Raw genomic sequence first — 17178 nt, 5'->3', positions numbered from 1 at the left:
CTATTTCTCGATAGTTTCTGTCTTTATGTCGCGTAAAACAAGTGTGTTTATTTTTTAGCATGAACCAGCACACATTGTCTTGAGTTTTATCATGTTTCAGAAAGCATCTATTTATCCCTTATTGGCGATTTTATTTTGGGCCGGTAATGTGGTGGTCTCGAAAATGGCCAGCCATGCGATTTCACCAATTGCGATTACCTTCTATCGTTTGGTTTTGGCACTGGCAATTATGAGTGTTTTTATCTTCATCCCGGTGTGGAAAAATCGACAGGTTATTCGCTTGTATTGGAAGCATTTAGCCTTGGGTGGCTTTCTTTCGGTTTCATTATTTCAATTTTTATCTTATCAGGCGGCAGCGACCACTACTGCGACCAATATGGCGATTGTGACAACCTTGATTCCATTGTTGACCATGATTTTGAGTAGCGTAATTTTAAAAGATCGGCTGCGTTACGGCATGTTGTTTGGTGGTGCAATATCATTTTATGGGATTGTTTATTTGCTTGGTCAAGGGCAGGTGACTCAGGTTTTCGCTGCTGGTATCCATTTGGGTGATGGCTTGATGTTGATTGCAGCCTGTGGTTTTGCGCTGTATGGGGTGTTGTTAAAAAAATGGAAAATGCCGATTCCTGCGTGGCAGTCTAATTTTATACAATCTTGTTTTGCAATTATCTATGTATTGCCGTTTTTTATCTTTTTACCAGCAGAAGATATGCAATTGAATCAACAGACCATTCCTTTGATTGTCTATGCCGGTATTTTCTCGTCGGTATTGTTGTCTTATTTATGGATTGAAGGCGTACGCCATTTGGGACCGAATAAAAACAGTATCTTTATGAATTTATTGCCGCTATTTACTGCCTTAATTGCTGTGGCGATGTTGGGTGAGCATTTGCAGCAGTTCCATATTATTGGCGGTGGTTTAACTTTGATTGGCATTGTGATGGCGCAGTTAATACAAAAACCGATCTTTGCAGATCGGTCGGTAAAACAGGGTGTTGAATAAGCTGTGTCGCTTTATTTTTGCGGACGCGGTTTAAACTGCACCACGCCAATTTCATCGGCAGGTTCAGGCGGGATATCGAGATAAGTCGGGCGATTTTCAGAATAGTCACATTCAACGCATTCAATCCATTCTGCATCGCCCGTGGTGAGCATGACCACACGATCCATTGCTTCGCATTTTGGGCATTTGGCCCCGGCAATGAAACGACGTTTGATCTGCATAAGCTCACCCATTAAATTGATAGAAGGCCTGTAGTTTAAGCGCTTTTTGCGCCATTCGTCCAACCTTGATGACGCAACAACGCATCAATTTTCGGCTCACGACCACGGAAATTCACAAAAGCAGTTAAAGCACTGTCTTTACCCCCGACAGCAAGCACTGCTTTACGGAATTCTTTGCCGGTTTCAGTGTTAAAAATCCCTTCTTGTTCAAAGCGATCAAATGCATCACTGGCCAATACTTCTGCCCATTTATAAGAGTAATAACCCGCTGCATAACCGCCTGCAAAGATATGGCTAAAGCTGTTTTGGAAGCGATTACTGGCCGTGGTTGGCAACACCGCATATTTATCACGGATATCATCAAGGGTGCTTTGAATTTGCGCACTATTCAGGGCTGGATTTGCCGCATGAATATTCAGGTCAAATAAAGCAAATTCAATTTGACGCAGACTTTGCATGCCCGATTGGAAGAAACGTGCATCCAGTAAAGCGGTTAACAAGTTTTGCGGTAACTGTTGTTTGCTGTCGATATGCTCACTTAAGCTGTCTAAGCTGTCTTTGTCCCACGTCCAGAATTCCATAAATTGACTTGGTAATTCAACCGCATCCCATGCTACGCCGTGCGTACCTGCCACTGAAATTTGATCCACTTCGGTGAGTAGGTGATGCAAGCCATGACCAAATTCATGGAACAACGTGATTACTTCATCGTGGCTGAGTAACGCCGGTTGCGGTGCAACAGGTGGGGTAAAATTGCCAACCATATAGCAGATTGGTTTCTGTAAGCCCTCACTGGTTTGCATGCGTGAACGGAAGCCGCTCATCCAAGCGCCACCACGTTTGCCACTGCGCGCATACAGGTCGAAGTAGAAACCACCAAGCACTTGGCCTTGATCTTCAATTTCAAAATAACGTACATCGGGATGCCACAGTGGTGCAGCACGTTCAACCACTTGAATACCGTATAAACGGTTGACCACAGCAAACAACCCTTGAATCACACGTGGTGCGGGGAAGTACGGTTTGAGGTCTTCTTGGGATAGGCTAAAGCGTTGTTGTTTAAGCTTTTCAGAATAATAGGTGCTGTCCCACGGTTTTAGTTCAGTCACGCCATCTTGTGCTGCGATGTGCTGTAACTCAGCAATTTCTTGCTCTGCAGGTGCACGTGAATGTTCAGCCAATTCGACTAAGAATTTTTGCACGGTGGAGACATCGGGTGCCATTTTACTGGCCAATGAATAGGCCGCATAACTCTCAAAACCAAGCAATACCGCCATTTCCTGACGCAACGCCAAGGTTTCTTGCATGATCTCGCTGTTGTTAAATTCAGGATGGCTCGATTGATCTGATGCGCGGGTGGTGTAAGCCTGATAGAGTTGCTCGCGTAGCGCACGGTCATCGGCATAGGTCATGATTGCCAAATAAGACGGAATATCTAAAGTCGCAACGGCTTGATCAAGCTCACGTTGTTGTCCGTATTGCTTGAGCAATTCAATGCTGCTTTGCGGCAAACCTTGCAGTTGCTGTTCAGTCAACGGCAGGAAGAAGGCTTGCGTTGCATCTAAAACATGATTGGAAAATTCAGATGACAGCTGCGAAAGACGCGCTGAAATTTCGGCATAACGGGTTTTTGCATCACCAGTAAGTGCCACACCAGAAAGTTTAAAGTCACGTAAAGCCAGTTTAATCACACTTTGCTGTGCTGCGCTTAACTGTGCAAATTCAGCATGATCATGCAATTGTTGATAGGTCTGATACAGCACAGTATGTTGACCAAGCCCAGTGTAGTATTCGCTCAGGGCCGGTAAAACTTCCTGATAAAGTTCACGGGTTTCTGGGTTGTTCATCACGGCATTGAGATGGGAAAGAATCCCCCAAGACTCGCTTAAATTATTTTCAAGCTGATCGACTTTGGCTAAAACGTCAAGCTGTTGCTGCAACTGTGCTGGGACTTCAGTGAGCTGGTCTAAAAACTGTTGGCCTTGTTCGAGTGCCTGTTGTATTTGTTGTTTCAGATCGGCAAGTGGTAACTGATCAAAGTGGGGAACGGGTAAAGTTGCTTGTTGTAATGTCATTGTTGGGCGCCATTTCGTTATCGGTTATGTGTAGATGTGGGCTTGAACTGAGGGAAATCAAGGTCTCATTGGGAAAATTCGCTTTTCTCTGATGAGTTAAACGGGTGATTTATTCAATTTGATTGCTTTTTTAATGGTATTCAAGGGCGTGAGGGGATTTGTGGCTTGCAGCACTGCAACCGAAGGCATGTCAAATTTGCATGTATTTATGCGCTGTTGGTTTTCATTGTTATATAAGTAAAGAAGCAGAAAGAACGAACGGTATCCTCAGCGGCATTAAGCCACTGAGGATGTTGGTGCTTTATTCACTGCGAGACTTGGCGTTGTCTTTTTTCTTTTTAGCCTTGTCCTTTTTCTTTTTGACCTTGTCCTTATCTTTGATCTTGGCTTTGCTCGCAGATTTGGATGAGTCGCCATTGGCTGACTTTTTACGGTCATTGCCATTTTTGACTTTGGACTTTTTCTTGCTCAAATCAGTGCGTTGCTCAGTTTGTTGGACTGGCTCAGTCACTACCACTGCTTTAGCAACAACGGCTTCTGCTTCAACCGGCTTTGCAACGGCTGCGACTGGCGCAGCTTGTGTTGCAGCTAGTCTTGGCGTATTTGGCTTAGCGGCCGTATTGCGATTACGCGGTGGACGAGCTTTCGCTGTTGCCGGTTTTGGCGTATTCGAATGATCTGTAGTCGCTTGATCTGCAGCTGGGTGAGCAGTTGTCGGTTTTTTGGCGACAGGTGCTTTAGCATTTGCAGGTTTTGGCGTATTCGAACGATCCGTATTCGCTTGATCGGTAGCAGGTCGAGCAGTGTTCGGTCTTTTTGCGGCAGGCGCTTTAGCATTGGCAGGTCTTGGCGCAGTCGAACGATCCGTGGTTGCTTGATCGGTAGTCGGTCGAGCAGTGGTCGGTCTTTTCGCGGCAGGCGCTTTGCCATTGGCAGGTCTTCTATTCGAAGGCTTTGTAGTAGGCTTGGCTGGATCTTGCGCGAACACTTGTTCTTTCGCTGGTGTTTTCGCAGTGCGTGGAGCACGACTGCGAATCACACGACCAGCATGCGACAGTTGTTGTAACAGCTCAAAGTCGATTTTACGTTCTTCGAGATTGACACCCGCGACTTTAATTTTGACTTCATCACCTAGACCAAAGACTTGGCCGCGATTTTGTCCAACTAAGGTTTGACTGGCTTGATCGAAGACAAAGTAGTCATCACCCAATTGGCTGATATGAATCATGCCATCGACATACAAGTCTTTGAGTGTAACGAATAAACCAAATTCGGCCACAGCAGAAACGATACCGACAAACTCTTCGCCCAAATGCTGTTTCATATAATGACATTTCAGCCATGTGGTCACAGAGCGTGAAGCTTCATCTGCACGACGTTCAGTTGCAGAGAAATGTTGACCAGCATCATCCAGTGCGGCACCAGACAATACCGGTGTTTTTTTGGCAAGATGGGTTTTGATTGCACGGTGTAATAGTAAATCTGGATAACGACGAATTGGCGAGGTGAAGTGGGTGTAGCCTTCATAAGCCAAACCGAAATGGCCCGCATTTTTTGCGCCGTAATAAGCTTGCATCATCGAACGTAACAGCACCGCATGAATGCTTGGTGCATCAATACGATCTTTGGTCGCTTCAATCACGGCTTGGTAGTCGGCTTGAGTCGGCTGTTCTGGGAATTTTAAGCCCAGTAATTTGACGAAATCACGGACTTTTTGAATACGTGAAAACTCTGGTGGCTCATGCACGCGGTACAACATTGGAATTTCATTTTTAAGTGAATATTCCGCAGCAGCCACGTTGGCGAGCAACATGCATTCTTCAATCAGTTTATGTGCTTCATTACGATGGCGCGGTAAAATTTGATCAATTCCACCGAGTTCGTCAAAGGTCATATAGGTTTCGACGGTTTCGAATTCCATCGCATGACGTTTTTGACGTAAATCTTTGAGTACTTGATACAACTGGAACAAGGTATTCAGTGATTTGGTCACGTCACGGTTGTCTGGTATTGCCGCAGTATCACCCGCAAAGTATTCCGCCACTTGGTCATAGGTCAGACGGGCTTTGGAATGCATGACGGAAGGATAGAACTCATAACTGGTCACACGACCAGCACGCGATAGATTTAAATCGCAGACCATGCACAGACGGTCAACCCCCGGATTGAGTGAGCAAAGACCATTGGAGAGTGCTTCAGGCAACATCGGCAACACAAAGTGCGGGAAGTAAACTGAAGTACCACGTTCCTGTGCTTCGTCATCTAATGGTTTGCCTAGGCGAACATAGTGACTGACATCGGCAATCGCAACCACCACGCGGTAGCCGCCACCTGGACGTTTTTCGGCATAGACGGCATCATCAAAGTCACGTGCATCTTCACCATCAATGGTGACCAAGGCAAGATCTCTTAAATCGATACGTCCAGCGCGGTCTTGGGCCGTTGGCTCTTTAAAGTTTTCAGCCTCTTGTACCACTTCTTCTGGAAATTCAAACGGCAGACCAAATTCTAAGATGGTTTGCGGAATAATAATTTCAGTGTCGGCTTTGTCTGCCATCGATTGCACAATATGACCCGTCGCAAATTCATCGCGGGTAGGATAGTCATCAATTGCAACACGTAAAGAGTCACCGACTTTGACTTGCGCATGTTCGATTAACTCTTTTTCAAGGGTAATCGGTTGGTGTGCGTTGGGTGCTGCTGGTTGAATAAAGTATTCACCCTCAAAAACAGACAATTTCCCAATAATTTCTTTTATACGACGTTGCGTAATTTCAGTGACATAGCCCCAACCTTTGCCTTTACGGTCGACAGAAGTTTGTTGCACTTTAATGCGGTCACCTTGAAAGACTTGGCGTAATTCACGTTCAGGCAACAGTAAATCTTCCTGACCAGTGATTGAGGCAGAACCAAGACCTTTATTGTTGATATAAACCGTTGCATCATGAATCGGTTGATCGACCATCAATTGAAATTTAAAACCATCTTTCATGAGCTGACCATCACGCACCATGGCGCTTAAACGATGACTCAGTGCATCAATACTTCTTTGATCAGCAATTTGAAAATGTTCAACTAAGTCTGCATGAGACTGTGCTTGTTTTTTTTGCTCAATGGTTTCTGAAATAAGTGTACGACTGGGAATTGGATTGTCGTAACGTTGAGCTTCGGCTTTCGCTTCTGGATCATCCCAAGTTTTCATCATGGCTTTTGTTTCTTGTAAGCAGATGGCTTTAGCATAAGTCATGCAGCGATATACTGCACGTAAATGATTGCAATATTGTATTTTTAATCAAGTTTACAGCGCGTTTTTAAAAGTGGGTGAATTTTCCAGTCTGATTTAGCATAAAAAAACAACGAAAAAATGAAAATCGTATAAAAAGTATGTAATCGAGCAAGAAAACTGGTTTTTTTTAGATAGATGACTTGTGAAGTCGGACTTTAGTTTGTATTATGGCGGCTCGTTCGGTGAGATGGGTGAGTGGCTGAAACCACGTCCCTGCTAAGGACGCATACGGGTAACTGTATCGAGGGTTCGAATCCCTCTCTCACCGCCACGTTTTTATACGATGCGCTCATAGCTCAGCTGGATAGAGCACTTGGCTACGAACTAAGGGGTCGGGAGTTCGAATCTCTCTGAGCGCACCAATTTATAGAAACATAACGAATCGTCAATATGACACACAAGTATCGCGCTCATAGCTCAGCTGGATAGAGCACTTGGCTACGAACTAAGGGGTCGGGAGTTCGAATCTCTCTGAGCGCACCAACTTGATGATTAAACCGCTTTTTAGCGGTTTTTTTGTGCCTGAAATTTGCTTCTTAAAATTTGCTTCTTAAAATAAGACATTTAAAAACTTTTTGAATTTTTCCCATAGGTTGGTGGGCGGTAGATGTTGTTGCTTTGCCGGTTTTTGGCTGTCATCGGCTGTTGAATCCTTTTGATCATATGATTCAAGTGAGTTTGTAATAATATGGAGTGTATCAAGTAATTCTTCAGCACCATCAACGATATAACTTAGATGCTCATCTGGTTCATCCGGATCTAAGCCATTTAATGCAAAGTTATATTTCTCTTTGAAATAATAATCATAAGAAAGCGAAAGCCAGATATTTTGTTGTACTGCGGCCAAGAAGTCTGTCGAACGTGTGAGTTCATAGCAAGCCAATATTTTTAAAATGGCCTCATCATCTTCTTCGCTATGGCCGATGCTGAATATATCGCTTACATATAAAATTATGTATTTCTGGTCTCTTTCCGTTAAGTAGTTGATGAACTCTCTTGCCAGTCGTTGTGCTGTTAATCCAAATGCGGACCATAAGTGGGTTTTACTTTGAAAGTTGCTTATGGCTTGCGCTCTTTCAACGACAAGATGATGCCATATATAGGTATGCTCATTCTCACTTAAGATTTTTATATTTTTGGGAGTGAATAATGCGAACCAAAAAAGTGGAAAAATACTTTTGATGTAAAGGTCGGGATCATTGGGATTTAAATTATCTTGCGCAATTGGATTGTCGCTAAAAACCAGTTGGGTATAGTTTCCCATTGTTTGTTCCATTTGTTTTTTAAAATGACTTTGAATTGAATGTAGTGCGAACAAGGTATGTAGTCAAATAATGGCGCTCACTAATTTAAATAAGCCATCATCGTTTAAGTGTTTAGAAAAAACTGAATAATAAAGTGTAGATAATGCAGCATCAGCGCAACTGAGCAAATTTTAAAGAAGAGCCGTTTGTCTTGTTGCTTAATGGGATCTTCATCAGCTGTAAAAATATATAAGCCAATCATGATGGTGATATAAGTGAGTAATGTTATGAGAAAGAAACGAATAAAGCTTTTTTTCTCTGCTTGAATGGCGGAAGTGCTATTGGGTGCTTGTGCGAGTAGATCAATTTGCTGTGCTTTATTTTTTTCATTGTTGAAATAAATAGTTTTTAAGCGATATTGATCATTATGTCTAACATTCTCATTGGAATTATAGCTGGTATAAAAATCGAAAGAGGTTGGGGTATTTAATTTGGCTTTTACACCTTTGCAAAATGGCATCATTGCCGCACAGCGAGTGGTGTAAAAATTTCGTTGATATTGGGTAATCTTGAATTCGTAGGTCTTATCCCTATATTCAAAAATATCGTAGTGAGTTTCCTGATTTACTTCAACATTTACGATGTTCCAGTCGAGTTGTTGGTTTGCACTGAGTTCTTGTAGTTTTTGATAGAAACTCGTATGGGCGTTATAAAGCAACATTAGAATAAATCCAAATCCGGCAACACGGGTAGCGAGTTTGGAGAGTGGGTTGTTGTTCATCATGGAGTAAATCGTGAGTGAGTCTTGATTGGGTTGATGTTGGATACTTATTTAAGAATTGAATGTAGTACTAACAGGATATGCAGTTAAATAATGGCGCTCATTAATTTAAGTAAGTCATCTTGTCACTTAGGTGTTTATAAAAAACTGAATAATAAAGTGTAGATAAAACAAAGTTAGTCCGATCGTTAAAATTTTAAAGATGCGCATTTTAATTTTCTGGAAGGATGGGCTGTCGTCGTAAGCAGAAATATAAAAAATGAGTAAGAAGAAAGCATAACCAAAGAGCGTCATTATGAAAAATCCAGTAAAGCTTTTTTTTGCTTTTTGGAGTGCTTTGGGTGTGTTCGGTGCATTGTTGCGACGTTCGAGATGCTGAAGCTTTTGATTGTTATCTAAGTAGTGAACGCTTTTTAGTAAATATTGGTTATACGCTTCTGGTTGATTGGCTGGGTCATGGCGGACATAGAAGTCAAATGAGCTCGGGGTAACCAAGCCTTGTTTGAGTTCAATACAAAAAGGTTTTATTACACCGCAATTATCGGAATAGAAACTCTGTTCATGTTTATTAATCAATAAGTCATAGCCATTTGAGCGGTTTGCATAGGCAAAGTAACTAAAAGAAGGATCGGCTTTAATCTGGATGACTTTCCAAACTTGTGTTCTATTGGCTATGAGCTCATCTCGCTTTCCGTAAAATGTAAAATAGGTGGCCATGAGTAGCATCGTTAGAAAGCCGAAGCTAATGAGGCAAGACATCATGCTGGAAAGTGAGGGTTCGTCGTCTTTCATAAGATAGAATGTGAATTGGTCTGGGGTTAAGAGTATTGGCTATCTTAAAGTAAATCCCATCATTGAGCCTATGATTAACGGCTTTAGGTCAAATATATTTAACGCGGACCTAAGCGATTTTCGTCTGTCCCACATGGTGATAAGCACGATTAAAATAAACCAAACCTTGATCATGTTGGCTTTGTTGAATGGCGACAATACGGCAAATAAAAATCGCATGGGTGCCGACTGCTTGAATCTGCTCAATCTGACAGTCAAAACTCACCAACGCATCTTCTAAAACCGGTGCGCCGGTTTCTAAGGCTGTCCACGTTCCGCATGCAAAGCGTTGTTCTGGCGTCATTTTGGATGAAAATGCTTTAGAAATATGCTGATGATGTGCACCTAAGACATTCACTGTTAAAATTTTATTTTCTATAAAATGTGCATGTGAACTCGAAGCAGTATTCATACAGACCAACAAGGTCGGTGGCGTATCCGTGACACTACACACCGAGGATGCAGTGAATCCATAACGACCAGATGCACCTGTCGTGGTAATAACATTGACTGCGCCTGTTAATAAAGACATTGCATTTCTAAAGTCTGTTACTTCAACCATCACTTTGTTCCTAAATTGAACCGTACTTTTTGCTTTAAATTTGGCTATGCCCCGTGATGGTGTCACGTTGGCATATCATCTTTTCTGAGGAAGGAGCGTTGTGTCGCATACACAAGGCTTTGAGTCCCCCAAAAGTTCCCCCTCTTGGGAATAGATAAGCCATATGTGACGTAAGAGGGGGAGATTGGGTGAGGACTCGGTTTAGAGTTCTCCGCGAACGATTGCTGCACCTGCGCTTAAGGCATTGAGCTTGCCTCTTGCAACTTGGCGAGATAATGGTGCCATGCCGCAGTTGGTCGAAGGGTAGAGCTTGTCGGCATCGACAAACTGCAATGCTTTACGTAAGGTGTCGGCCACTTGTTCAGGTGTTTCAATGGTATTGCTTGCTACATCAATTGCGCCAACCATCACTTTTTTACCACGAATCAGTTCAATCAGATCCATTGGTACATGAGAGTTTTGGCATTCGAGTGAAATGATATCGATCTTAGATTTTTGCAACTTAGGAAAAGCTTCTTCATATTGACGCCATTCTGATCCTAAAGTCTTTTTCCAATCTGTATTGGCTTTAATGCCATAGCCATAGCAAATATGCACCGCGGTTTCACATTTAAGTCCTTCCAGCGCTCGTTCTAATGTGGCAACACCCCAATCATTGACCTCATCAAAGAACACATTAAATGCAGGCTCATCAAATTGGATGATGTCTACACCAGCAGCTTCTAATTCGAGGGCTTCTTGATTGAGAATTTTGGCAAATTCCCAAGCCAATTTTTCACGGCTTTTATAATGGTTGTCATACAGCGTGTCGATCATGGTCATTGGACCAGGAAGTGCCCATTTAATCGGTTGCGTAGTCTGCTGACGTAAAAACTTGGCATCTTCAACAAAAACAGGCTTTTCGCGTGTTACTGCACCAACGACAGTTGGAACACTGGCATCATAGCGATTGCGGATTCTGACGGTTTCGCGTTTTTCAAAATCAACGCCAGTCAGGTGTTCAATAAAGGTGGTGACAAAATGTTGGCGGGTTTGTTCGCCATCACTGACAATATCAATGCCTGCATGTTGTTGTTCTTGCAACGACAAACGTAAAGCATCTTGTTTGCCTTCAATGAGTTGCTCGCCCTGTAATTTCCACGGTGACCAAAGTTGCTCAGGTTCTGCAAGCCAAGAAGGTTTAGGTAAGCTGCCAGCGGTTGAGGTCGGTAGTAAAATTTTCATAATAAAATCATCTTCTATATTTTGGTTGATTAAGCAGCGTAATGCTCAGCCCATTGCTCAAGAATGTTTTGATAAGGTTTAATAAACTGCTCTTCAGTAAATTTCCCTTGCTTAACCGCCAACTGGCCACGTTCTTCTCGGTCATAAACAATTTGCGTTAATGAGTAATCCTGATATTTCAAACTAGGCTGATAGCATTGACCTGCCGCAGAATTGGCATTGTAAATCTCAGGTCGATAGATCTTTTGAAAGGTTTCCATCGTGCTGATCGCGCTAATAAGCTCAAGATCGGTGTAATCACTGAGTAAATCACCAGCAAAATAGAAAGCTAAAGGCGCAACACTATTTGTAGGCATGAAATAGCGCACCTGTAAGCCCATTTTGCTGAAATATTCGTCGGTTAGAGAATATGCATCCTGCTGATATTCAACACCCAATACTGGATGGTGATTTTCAGTTCGATGATAAGTTTTGCTGCTTGAAACACTCAGGCAGATAACTGGTTTTTTGCTAAAGTTTTCTTTGTAAGCACTCGAATTCACAAGATATTTAAATAACTTTCCGTGCAAGTCTCCAAAATTATTTGGTGGACTAAAGGTTGTTTGATTCTTGCTATGCTCTAACAGCAATACACTAAAGTCATAATCGCGCACATAAGAAGAAAAACTATTCCCAACCATGCCGTCAATGCGTTTGTTATTTTTGTGATCAACAATAGTGGTTTTTAATATTTCAATTGTTGGGAAGGCATTGCCATTGCCTTCAATGTCCATGTCGGCAGAAACGATTTCAATTTCAACCGAATAACGATCGCCCTTAGGGTTATCCCAGCTCGCCAAGTCATTGAAACGATTGTTAATCATTCTTAAGGTTTTACGCAAGTTTTCTTGACGACTCTCACCTCTAGCCAAATTGGCAAAGTTGGTGGTGAGACGTGTATTGTCTGAAGGGAAATAGTTTTCATCGAAACTAATGCTTTTAAGAGAACATGTAAATTCTTTAGTCATTTTGATCTTGCACCCTAATTCTGAGATAAACCTAAACTTCTTTATGCTGAGATTTATACCCGAATCACGACATGAATAAAAATGATTTAATCTAACTCAAAGCTGAGTGAAATTCATGTTGAGTGTTTTTCGAATAAAGAGGAGGTAGATGTAAGGGGAAAGGGCGGGGGGCTTTGGGCTGAGCATTTATATGTGGACATTTTTACTTTGGAGAAACCGGAGATTTATATTTCGGACTTACATTGAGTCTTACCAAACTTTATATTATGTAAAATAGCTAAAATTAACTTAATACACTTTATTTGAATCTAGGAATTAGGCGATTCAAGTCTTTCAAAAACGAGATTTCACACCGCGGACCAAGACCTCGTAAGGCGTATGCTCACAGCGCAAAGTTAAGTCGGTTGGGTGTATCGAGGCGGTTATTGCGGCACTCTTTATTTGTATTCGCTTTTAAATTAAACACTTGCGGTTATTTTGCTTAATTCATCAGCAAACAGGGGTAATTATCTTAAAAAACACTTATCAAATCTGACAAAACGCGTATAATGCGCACCAACAAGTATCGCGCTCATAGCTCAGCTGGATAGAGCACTTGGCTACGAACTAAGGGGTCGGGAGTTCGAATCTCTCTGAGCGCACCAACTTGATAATTAAACCGCTTTTAAGCGGTTTTTTTGTGCCTATAAAAAAGCCTAAAATAACGGGTGGTATTCGACCTGAAGCAAAGCCTTGGCGATTTGATTTTACTTGTCAGCGTGTAAGTAACCGTGAAAAGCATGAAGAAAAAGCATGATTTGGTGTAGTATCTTGCTATCTAAAATATTACTTGTATTGAAGTCATTATGTCAGACAACAAGCCAGAACTTCGTTTGCGTTATTTTTTAAATTTAGAAGAATCTCAAGATGGTTTTGCCCTAGCGACCTTTGGTAAAAAACAAATTACCCGTTTTCTTACGCCTTTAGTGAGTATCGCGATTGTGGTTTGGGGTTTTTATTTGGGCTTTGATGGCGTGGGGCGTTACTACGTTGGTTTAGGGATTTTCTTTTTGGCTTTGCAGTTTTCAATGCGTTACTGGTTTCTTCCGATGATGTTTAAACGTCAATTTGTGAAGTACCAATTTGGAAAAAGTGAGCAGGGGATTGATCTGTTTCAAGATTATGCTGAGCTATTCAGCAGTGGTCGGGTTAAACAAAAAATTCCATATGCTGAAATCCAGCGTTTTGTGGCAGGTAAATTGACTTACATGATCGAATTAAAAAACAAGACGGTGGTGATTGTGCCAAAGCGTGCTTTTGCATCTGCTGTTGATCAAACTTTATTTGAAAATAGTTTTAAGCGTTGATAAGCAATTCATTAAAATGACAGGGAGAACAATATGGCTATACGTCCATCTAAAATAATTTGTGTTGGTCGCAGCTATGCAGACCATGCCAGGGAGCTTGGTAATGCAGTGCCAGATCAGGCGGTATTATTCTTAAAACCACCGAGTAGCTTGTTGGGTTTAGATGAGGGGATTTCTTGGAATCCAGCGTGGGGTAGTTGTCATTTTGAGTGTGAGCTGAGTTTGCGTATCGATCAACCATTAAAAGATGCCAGCAGCCCAGAACAGGCTTTGGCAGCGATTGGTGCGGTGACACTTGGTCTTGACTTAACCTTGCGTGATCTACAGGATTCTCTAAAAAAACAAGGCTATCCGTGGGAGCGCTCAAAGGCTTTTGATGGTTCTTGTGTTTTGGGTGACTGGGTTGATGCCAGTGAGATTGAAGATTGGCAGCAAGCACAATATCAGTTTGAAATTAATGATGAGTTACGTCAGTCAGGCAATACTGCCAATATGATTTTTGATATTGGATCGTTGTTGATGGAAATTAGTCAAGTCTTTGGCCTTGAACCGGGGGATGTGATTATGACTGGTACGCCATCGGGTGTTGCGCCATTACATTCAGGTGATCAGCTAAAAATGACGCTTAAAGGTAAAACACAAGATTTTGTGTGGAATACTTGGGTGAAGTAATCCATATCGTTGATTCGCGTGTAAAAAAAAGACCATTAAGATGGTCTTTTTTTACACGCAGTGATCTAGTACCTTGATCTTGATGTGCTTGAATGGGGGATTACTGGTTGTAAGTGAGCAATTTAAATTATTTGCTCCAACCATACTTTTTGAAAATTGTATGACCTTGAGGTGAGGTTAAAAAATCCACGAAGCTGGTTGTTTCGGTGTTTTTTAAACTTTGTTTGGTTAAGGCAACACCAGTATCACGATAAACCACCAATTGCTTTTCAATCGGTACGATTTGACCGATATCAGGGTTACTTACGCCCCAAATATTAAATACCAACCATGCATCATAACTGTTGTCTTCTATCCAGTTTTTCTTGGCAACGCCGGTGTTCGGGGCAACCATCGTAATATTTTTACGGAAATCTTTAGTGAGCTGAATGTTGCCAGTTCGACCTGCAATATCTTCCCACATACCAACTTGTCCAGCGCCGTGAGTCACTAATACTTTGGTGCCAGGTTTGCTGAGGTCTTGAAAACCTTTGATGTTTTTAGGATTACCATTTCTGACTAAAATAGCAGCAGGGCGTAAATAGATCGGCTCAATAGATTCTTTGATGATTTGCTCAGAGAACATGGTTTGCATATCCGACATCATGGCTTCTGAGCCGCTAAAAAAGAGATAGGCATCTACTTTGGCTTTTTCAGCCCATTGTGGTGTTGGTCCTGCGATGACATTGACTTCAATCCCTGTTTTTGCTTTGAACTGTTTTGCTGCTTCATTCATTGCTGGTGCAGGTCCGCCGGGGCCGTAGACATTAATTGCAGCCATCGCATTGATAGAAAAACCAGCGAACATGAGTGGAAGTATATAGTGGCTAAGTTTATATTTTTTTAACATTTTTCATTCCATTTTGATGTAAATCATACAATAGTCTGATTCTTCTGGTTAAGCTATGCTTTAAGTATTGATTTTTTGATATGAATCATGTGCTTAAGTTATTTTAAAACATGGTTTTTTACTTGAATATATTTAGATTTTTATGATGCTTGAGGGCTAGAAAGACGTCTATCTCAGGTTGTAAGGTTGGAAATGTAGCGAAAAAAAAGACCACAAAGGTCTTTTTTTTAGGGGCTTAATCTTAATATTGCTGGGTGAGCATCAATCATTTTAGTGAGTTGGGTTTGACTCATGCGCCAGATGGATCTGATTTAAAATATGATCCGTCATATTTCTCGCCATTTCTTCTTTGGCGTAATAGACCTCACCAAGTGCATCTGCACGAATAATCTCAGCTTCTTCGTTGCTTTCAGCACAAACCAAAACTTGAATTTGTGGGTTTAGCAGTTTGGCAGTATCGACAATTTTATGAATGTCTAAAATATCCATTGGTGAAATCACCAGCAGTCGTGCGTGTTGCACATGGGCTTGAATCAGTACACCAGGTTCGGTGGCACTTCCTGACACTGCGGCAATACCTTTGGCACGTAAGTCTTCTACGATTTCCCGGTTTTCCTCTGCAATCACGACTTTAATATTGTCTTGCATTAGGGTTTTGGTAATACGACGGCCAACTTCGCCATGCCCAACAATTACCACTTGGTCGCGTAAATAATCTTGATCGACTTCATCTGGCAGCATGGCTAATGGGTCATTGCTGCGTTCCAACATACGTGCCAGTTGTGAGTGTTTGCGAATCCAATTTTGTACTGGTTCAATTGCGGAGAAAAAGAACGAGTTGAGGGTGATTGAAAAGAGAGCTCCGGCCAAAATCAGGTTTTGCCCTTCGATACTCAGCAGGCCGAGTGTTACTCCAAGGGTCGCCAAAATAAAGGAAAATTCCCCAATTTGCGCAAGACTTGCACCAACGGTCAAAGCGGTGTTGAGTGGATAGCGGAAGAACAGCACCAGCGCCATTGCGGCCAAGGTTTTACCAATCATGATGATGGCGATTACCGCCAAAATATGCAGCGGTTGTTCAATCAGGATGCTTGGGTCAAACAGCATACCGACTGAAACGAAGAATAAGATTGTAAAAATTTCACGTAATGGCAGCGTTTCTTCTTCTGCGCGGTGGCTAAAGTCAGATTCTTTCACCACCATCCCAGCAAAGAAGGCACCCAGTGCCATCGATACCCCGAAAATAGCATAAGAGCCGTAGGCAATTGAAACGGCTGCAGCAACCACGGTGAGGGTGAATAACTCTCTGGAGCCTAAACGCGCCACATGTTGCATGATCATTGGGATTAAGCGTTTACCCACAATCAGCATAAAGGCAATAAAACCCGTGACTTTTAATAGGGTCACCACCAAGGTTACCCAGATGCTTTGACTTGAGTCATAGCCTGCGGGGGTATGGCCACCAAGTAGCATGGCCACTGCTGGCAGCAGCACCAACACCAACACCATGACCAAGTCTTCAACCAAGAGCCAGCCAACGGCAATTTTACCATTCACCGATTCGAGTAGCCCGCGATCACCCAAGGCTTTGAGGAGTACCACCGTACTGGCACAAGACAGGCTGAGGCCAAAGATCAGTGCCGAGCCAAAGCTCCAGCCCCAAAACATCGAAACAAACATACCCAGTATGGTTGCAACGGTAATTTGGAGGATGGCACCCGGTAACGCAATTCGTCGAACTTGGACCAGATCCTTTAAGGAGAAGTGCATGCCAACGCCGAACATGAGAAACATTACGCCGAGTTCAGCCAATTGATTGGCAAGGGCGATATCAGCAACAACACCGGGCGTGTTTGGGCTGATAATGATCCCTGCAATCAGGTAGCCGATTAATGGGGGGAGGCGAAGTTTGGCTGCAATATAGCCAAAAATCAAAGCGATTCCGAAACCTGCGGCAAGTAAAATAATCAAATCGACTTGATGGGGCACTCGATACTCCTGCTGAGGTGAATAAAAAAGTGGAAATATGAATGG

Annotated in this window: 13 protein-coding genes, 4 tRNA genes and 1 pseudogene; 7 read left to right on the top strand and 11 right to left on the bottom strand. The window is 42.4% G+C overall.

Annotated features, from left to right (window positions below; all coding sequences use genetic code 11):
* Positions 1-91: 91 nt before the first annotated feature.
* Positions 92-1006 (top strand): DMT family transporter, encoded by a 915-nt coding sequence (locus FD716_RS15115; protein ID WP_139853088.1) that lies wholly within the window; start codon positions 92-94, stop codon positions 1004-1006.
* A gap of 11 nt (positions 1007-1017) precedes the next feature.
* On the opposite strand, the gene FD716_RS15110 is transcribed toward FD716_RS15115, so the two are convergent.
* From FD716_RS15110 to rnr, 3 genes and pseudogenes are all read right to left on the bottom strand, one after another.
* The gene (locus FD716_RS15110; protein WP_171477110.1) at positions 1018-1221 is read right to left on the bottom strand and encodes a YheV family putative zinc ribbon protein; all 204 of its coding nucleotides are present in this window, start codon (positions 1219-1221) and stop codon (positions 1018-1020) included.
* A gap of 41 nt (positions 1222-1262) precedes the next feature.
* Positions 1263-3302 carry a M3 family metallopeptidase gene (locus FD716_RS15105; protein ID WP_139853086.1) on the bottom strand — a complete coding sequence of 680 codons (2040 nt, stop codon included), beginning with the start codon at positions 3300-3302 and terminating at the stop codon, positions 1263-1265.
* A gap of 1009 nt (positions 3303-4311) precedes the next feature.
* Positions 4312-6507 (bottom strand): annotated as a pseudogene (gene rnr / locus FD716_RS15100) (ribonuclease R); the annotation flags it as partial.
* Positions 6508-6769: 262 nt separating this feature from the next.
* Here rnr and FD716_RS15095 point away from each other — a divergent pair.
* The 3 genes from FD716_RS15095 (at position 6770) to FD716_RS15085 (ending at position 7071) form a co-directional block, all read left to right on the top strand.
* A tRNA-Ser gene (locus tag FD716_RS15095) sits at positions 6770-6859 on the top strand.
* 14 nt (positions 6860-6873) lie between these two features.
* Positions 6874-6950: transfer RNA gene (locus tag FD716_RS15090), tRNA-Arg, on the top strand.
* Positions 6951-6994: 44 nt separating this feature from the next.
* Positions 6995-7071 (top strand) — tRNA-Arg (locus tag FD716_RS15085).
* 67 nt (positions 7072-7138) lie between these two features.
* Here the strand turns inward: FD716_RS15085 and FD716_RS15080 are convergent.
* The 6 genes from FD716_RS15080 to FD716_RS15055 form a co-directional block, all read right to left on the bottom strand.
* The gene (locus FD716_RS15080) at positions 7139-7852 is read right to left on the bottom strand and encodes a hypothetical protein (protein ID WP_139853085.1); all 714 of its coding nucleotides are present in this window, start codon (positions 7850-7852) and stop codon (positions 7139-7141) included.
* Between the two features lie 104 nt (positions 7853-7956).
* Positions 7957-8616, bottom strand: coding sequence for a hypothetical protein (locus FD716_RS15075; RefSeq protein WP_139853084.1), 660 nt, complete (start codon positions 8614-8616; stop codon positions 7957-7959).
* Positions 8617-8742: 126 nt separating this feature from the next.
* Positions 8743-9330 carry a hypothetical protein gene (locus tag FD716_RS15070; RefSeq protein ID WP_139853083.1) on the bottom strand — a complete coding sequence of 196 codons (588 nt, stop codon included), beginning with the start codon at positions 9328-9330 and terminating at the stop codon, positions 8743-8745.
* Between the two features lie 184 nt (positions 9331-9514).
* Positions 9515-10006 carry a flavin reductase gene (locus FD716_RS15065; RefSeq protein WP_139853082.1) on the bottom strand — a complete coding sequence of 164 codons (492 nt, stop codon included), beginning with the start codon at positions 10004-10006 and terminating at the stop codon, positions 9515-9517.
* Positions 10007-10207: 201 nt separating this feature from the next.
* The gene (locus FD716_RS15060; RefSeq protein ID WP_139853081.1) at positions 10208-11230 is read right to left on the bottom strand and encodes a methionine synthase; all 1023 of its coding nucleotides are present in this window, start codon (positions 11228-11230) and stop codon (positions 10208-10210) included.
* Positions 11231-11259: 29 nt separating this feature from the next.
* Entirely contained in the window at positions 11260-12237 is a 978-nt protein-coding gene (locus tag FD716_RS15055) for a DUF1852 domain-containing protein (protein WP_139853080.1), read from the bottom strand.
* Positions 12238-12804: 567 nt separating this feature from the next.
* Between FD716_RS15055 and FD716_RS15050 the strand changes: the two genes are divergently transcribed.
* From FD716_RS15050 to FD716_RS15040, 3 genes are all read left to right on the top strand, one after another.
* Positions 12805-12881 (top strand) — tRNA-Arg (locus tag FD716_RS15050).
* 201 nt (positions 12882-13082) lie between these two features.
* Positions 13083-13583, top strand: coding sequence for a YcxB family protein (locus tag FD716_RS15045; protein WP_139853079.1), 501 nt, complete (start codon positions 13083-13085; stop codon positions 13581-13583).
* Positions 13584-13616: 33 nt separating this feature from the next.
* A complete protein-coding gene (locus FD716_RS15040) occupies positions 13617-14255 on the top strand; it encodes a fumarylacetoacetate hydrolase family protein (RefSeq protein ID WP_139853078.1) in 639 nt (212 codons plus the stop codon).
* A gap of 127 nt (positions 14256-14382) precedes the next feature.
* Here the strand turns inward: FD716_RS15040 and FD716_RS15035 are convergent, their stop codons facing one another.
* Positions 14383-15102, bottom strand: a complete 720-nt coding sequence (locus FD716_RS15035; RefSeq protein WP_407641937.1) for a substrate-binding domain-containing protein — start codon at positions 15100-15102, stop codon at positions 14383-14385.
* A gap of 312 nt (positions 15103-15414) precedes the next feature.
* Complete coding sequence (locus tag FD716_RS15030) at positions 15415-17133, bottom strand: cation:proton antiporter (protein ID WP_139853076.1); 1719 nt, start codon at positions 17131-17133, stop codon at positions 15415-15417.
* Positions 17134-17178: the final 45 nt, after the last annotated feature.

The sequence above is a fragment of the Acinetobacter pullicarnis genome (assembly GCF_006352475.1).
GTDB lineage: Bacteria > Pseudomonadota > Gammaproteobacteria > Pseudomonadales > Moraxellaceae > Acinetobacter > Acinetobacter pullicarnis.
Note: the sequence above shows the minus strand (reverse complement) of the source record. Positions and strands in the feature narration are given on the sequence as shown.

Excerpts from the sequence above, each read along its gene's own strand:
- FD716_RS15045 (WP_139853079.1), top strand. The coding sequence starts at position 13,083 with ATGTCAGACAACAAGCCAGAACTTCGTTTGCGTTATTTTTTAAATTTA.
- FD716_RS15040 (WP_139853078.1), top strand. The coding sequence starts at position 13,617 with ATGGCTATACGTCCATCTAAAATAATTTGTGTTGGTCGCAGCTATGCA.
- FD716_RS15065 (WP_139853082.1), bottom strand. The coding sequence starts at position 10,006 with ATGGTTGAAGTAACAGACTTTAGAAATGCAATGTCTTTATTAACAGGC.
- FD716_RS15055 (WP_139853080.1), bottom strand. The coding sequence starts at position 12,237 with ATGACTAAAGAATTTACATGTTCTCTTAAAAGCATTAGTTTCGATGAA.
- FD716_RS15080 (WP_139853085.1), bottom strand. The coding sequence starts at position 7,852 with ATGGGAAACTATACCCAACTGGTTTTTAGCGACAATCCAATTGCGCAA.
- FD716_RS15035 (WP_407641937.1), bottom strand. The coding sequence starts at position 15,102 with ATGTTCGCTGGTTTTTCTATCAATGCGATGGCTGCAATTAATGTCTAC.
- FD716_RS15105 (WP_139853086.1), bottom strand. The coding sequence starts at position 3,302 with ATGACATTACAACAAGCAACTTTACCCGTTCCCCACTTTGATCAGTTA.
- FD716_RS15070 (WP_139853083.1), bottom strand. The coding sequence starts at position 9,330 with ATGGCCACCTATTTTACATTTTACGGAAAGCGAGATGAGCTCATAGCC.
- FD716_RS15115 (WP_139853088.1), top strand. The coding sequence starts at position 92 with ATGTTTCAGAAAGCATCTATTTATCCCTTATTGGCGATTTTATTTTGG.
- FD716_RS15060 (WP_139853081.1), bottom strand. The coding sequence starts at position 11,230 with ATGAAAATTTTACTACCGACCTCAACCGCTGGCAGCTTACCTAAACCT.
- FD716_RS15075 (WP_139853084.1), bottom strand. The coding sequence starts at position 8,616 with ATGATGAACAACAACCCACTCTCCAAACTCGCTACCCGTGTTGCCGGA.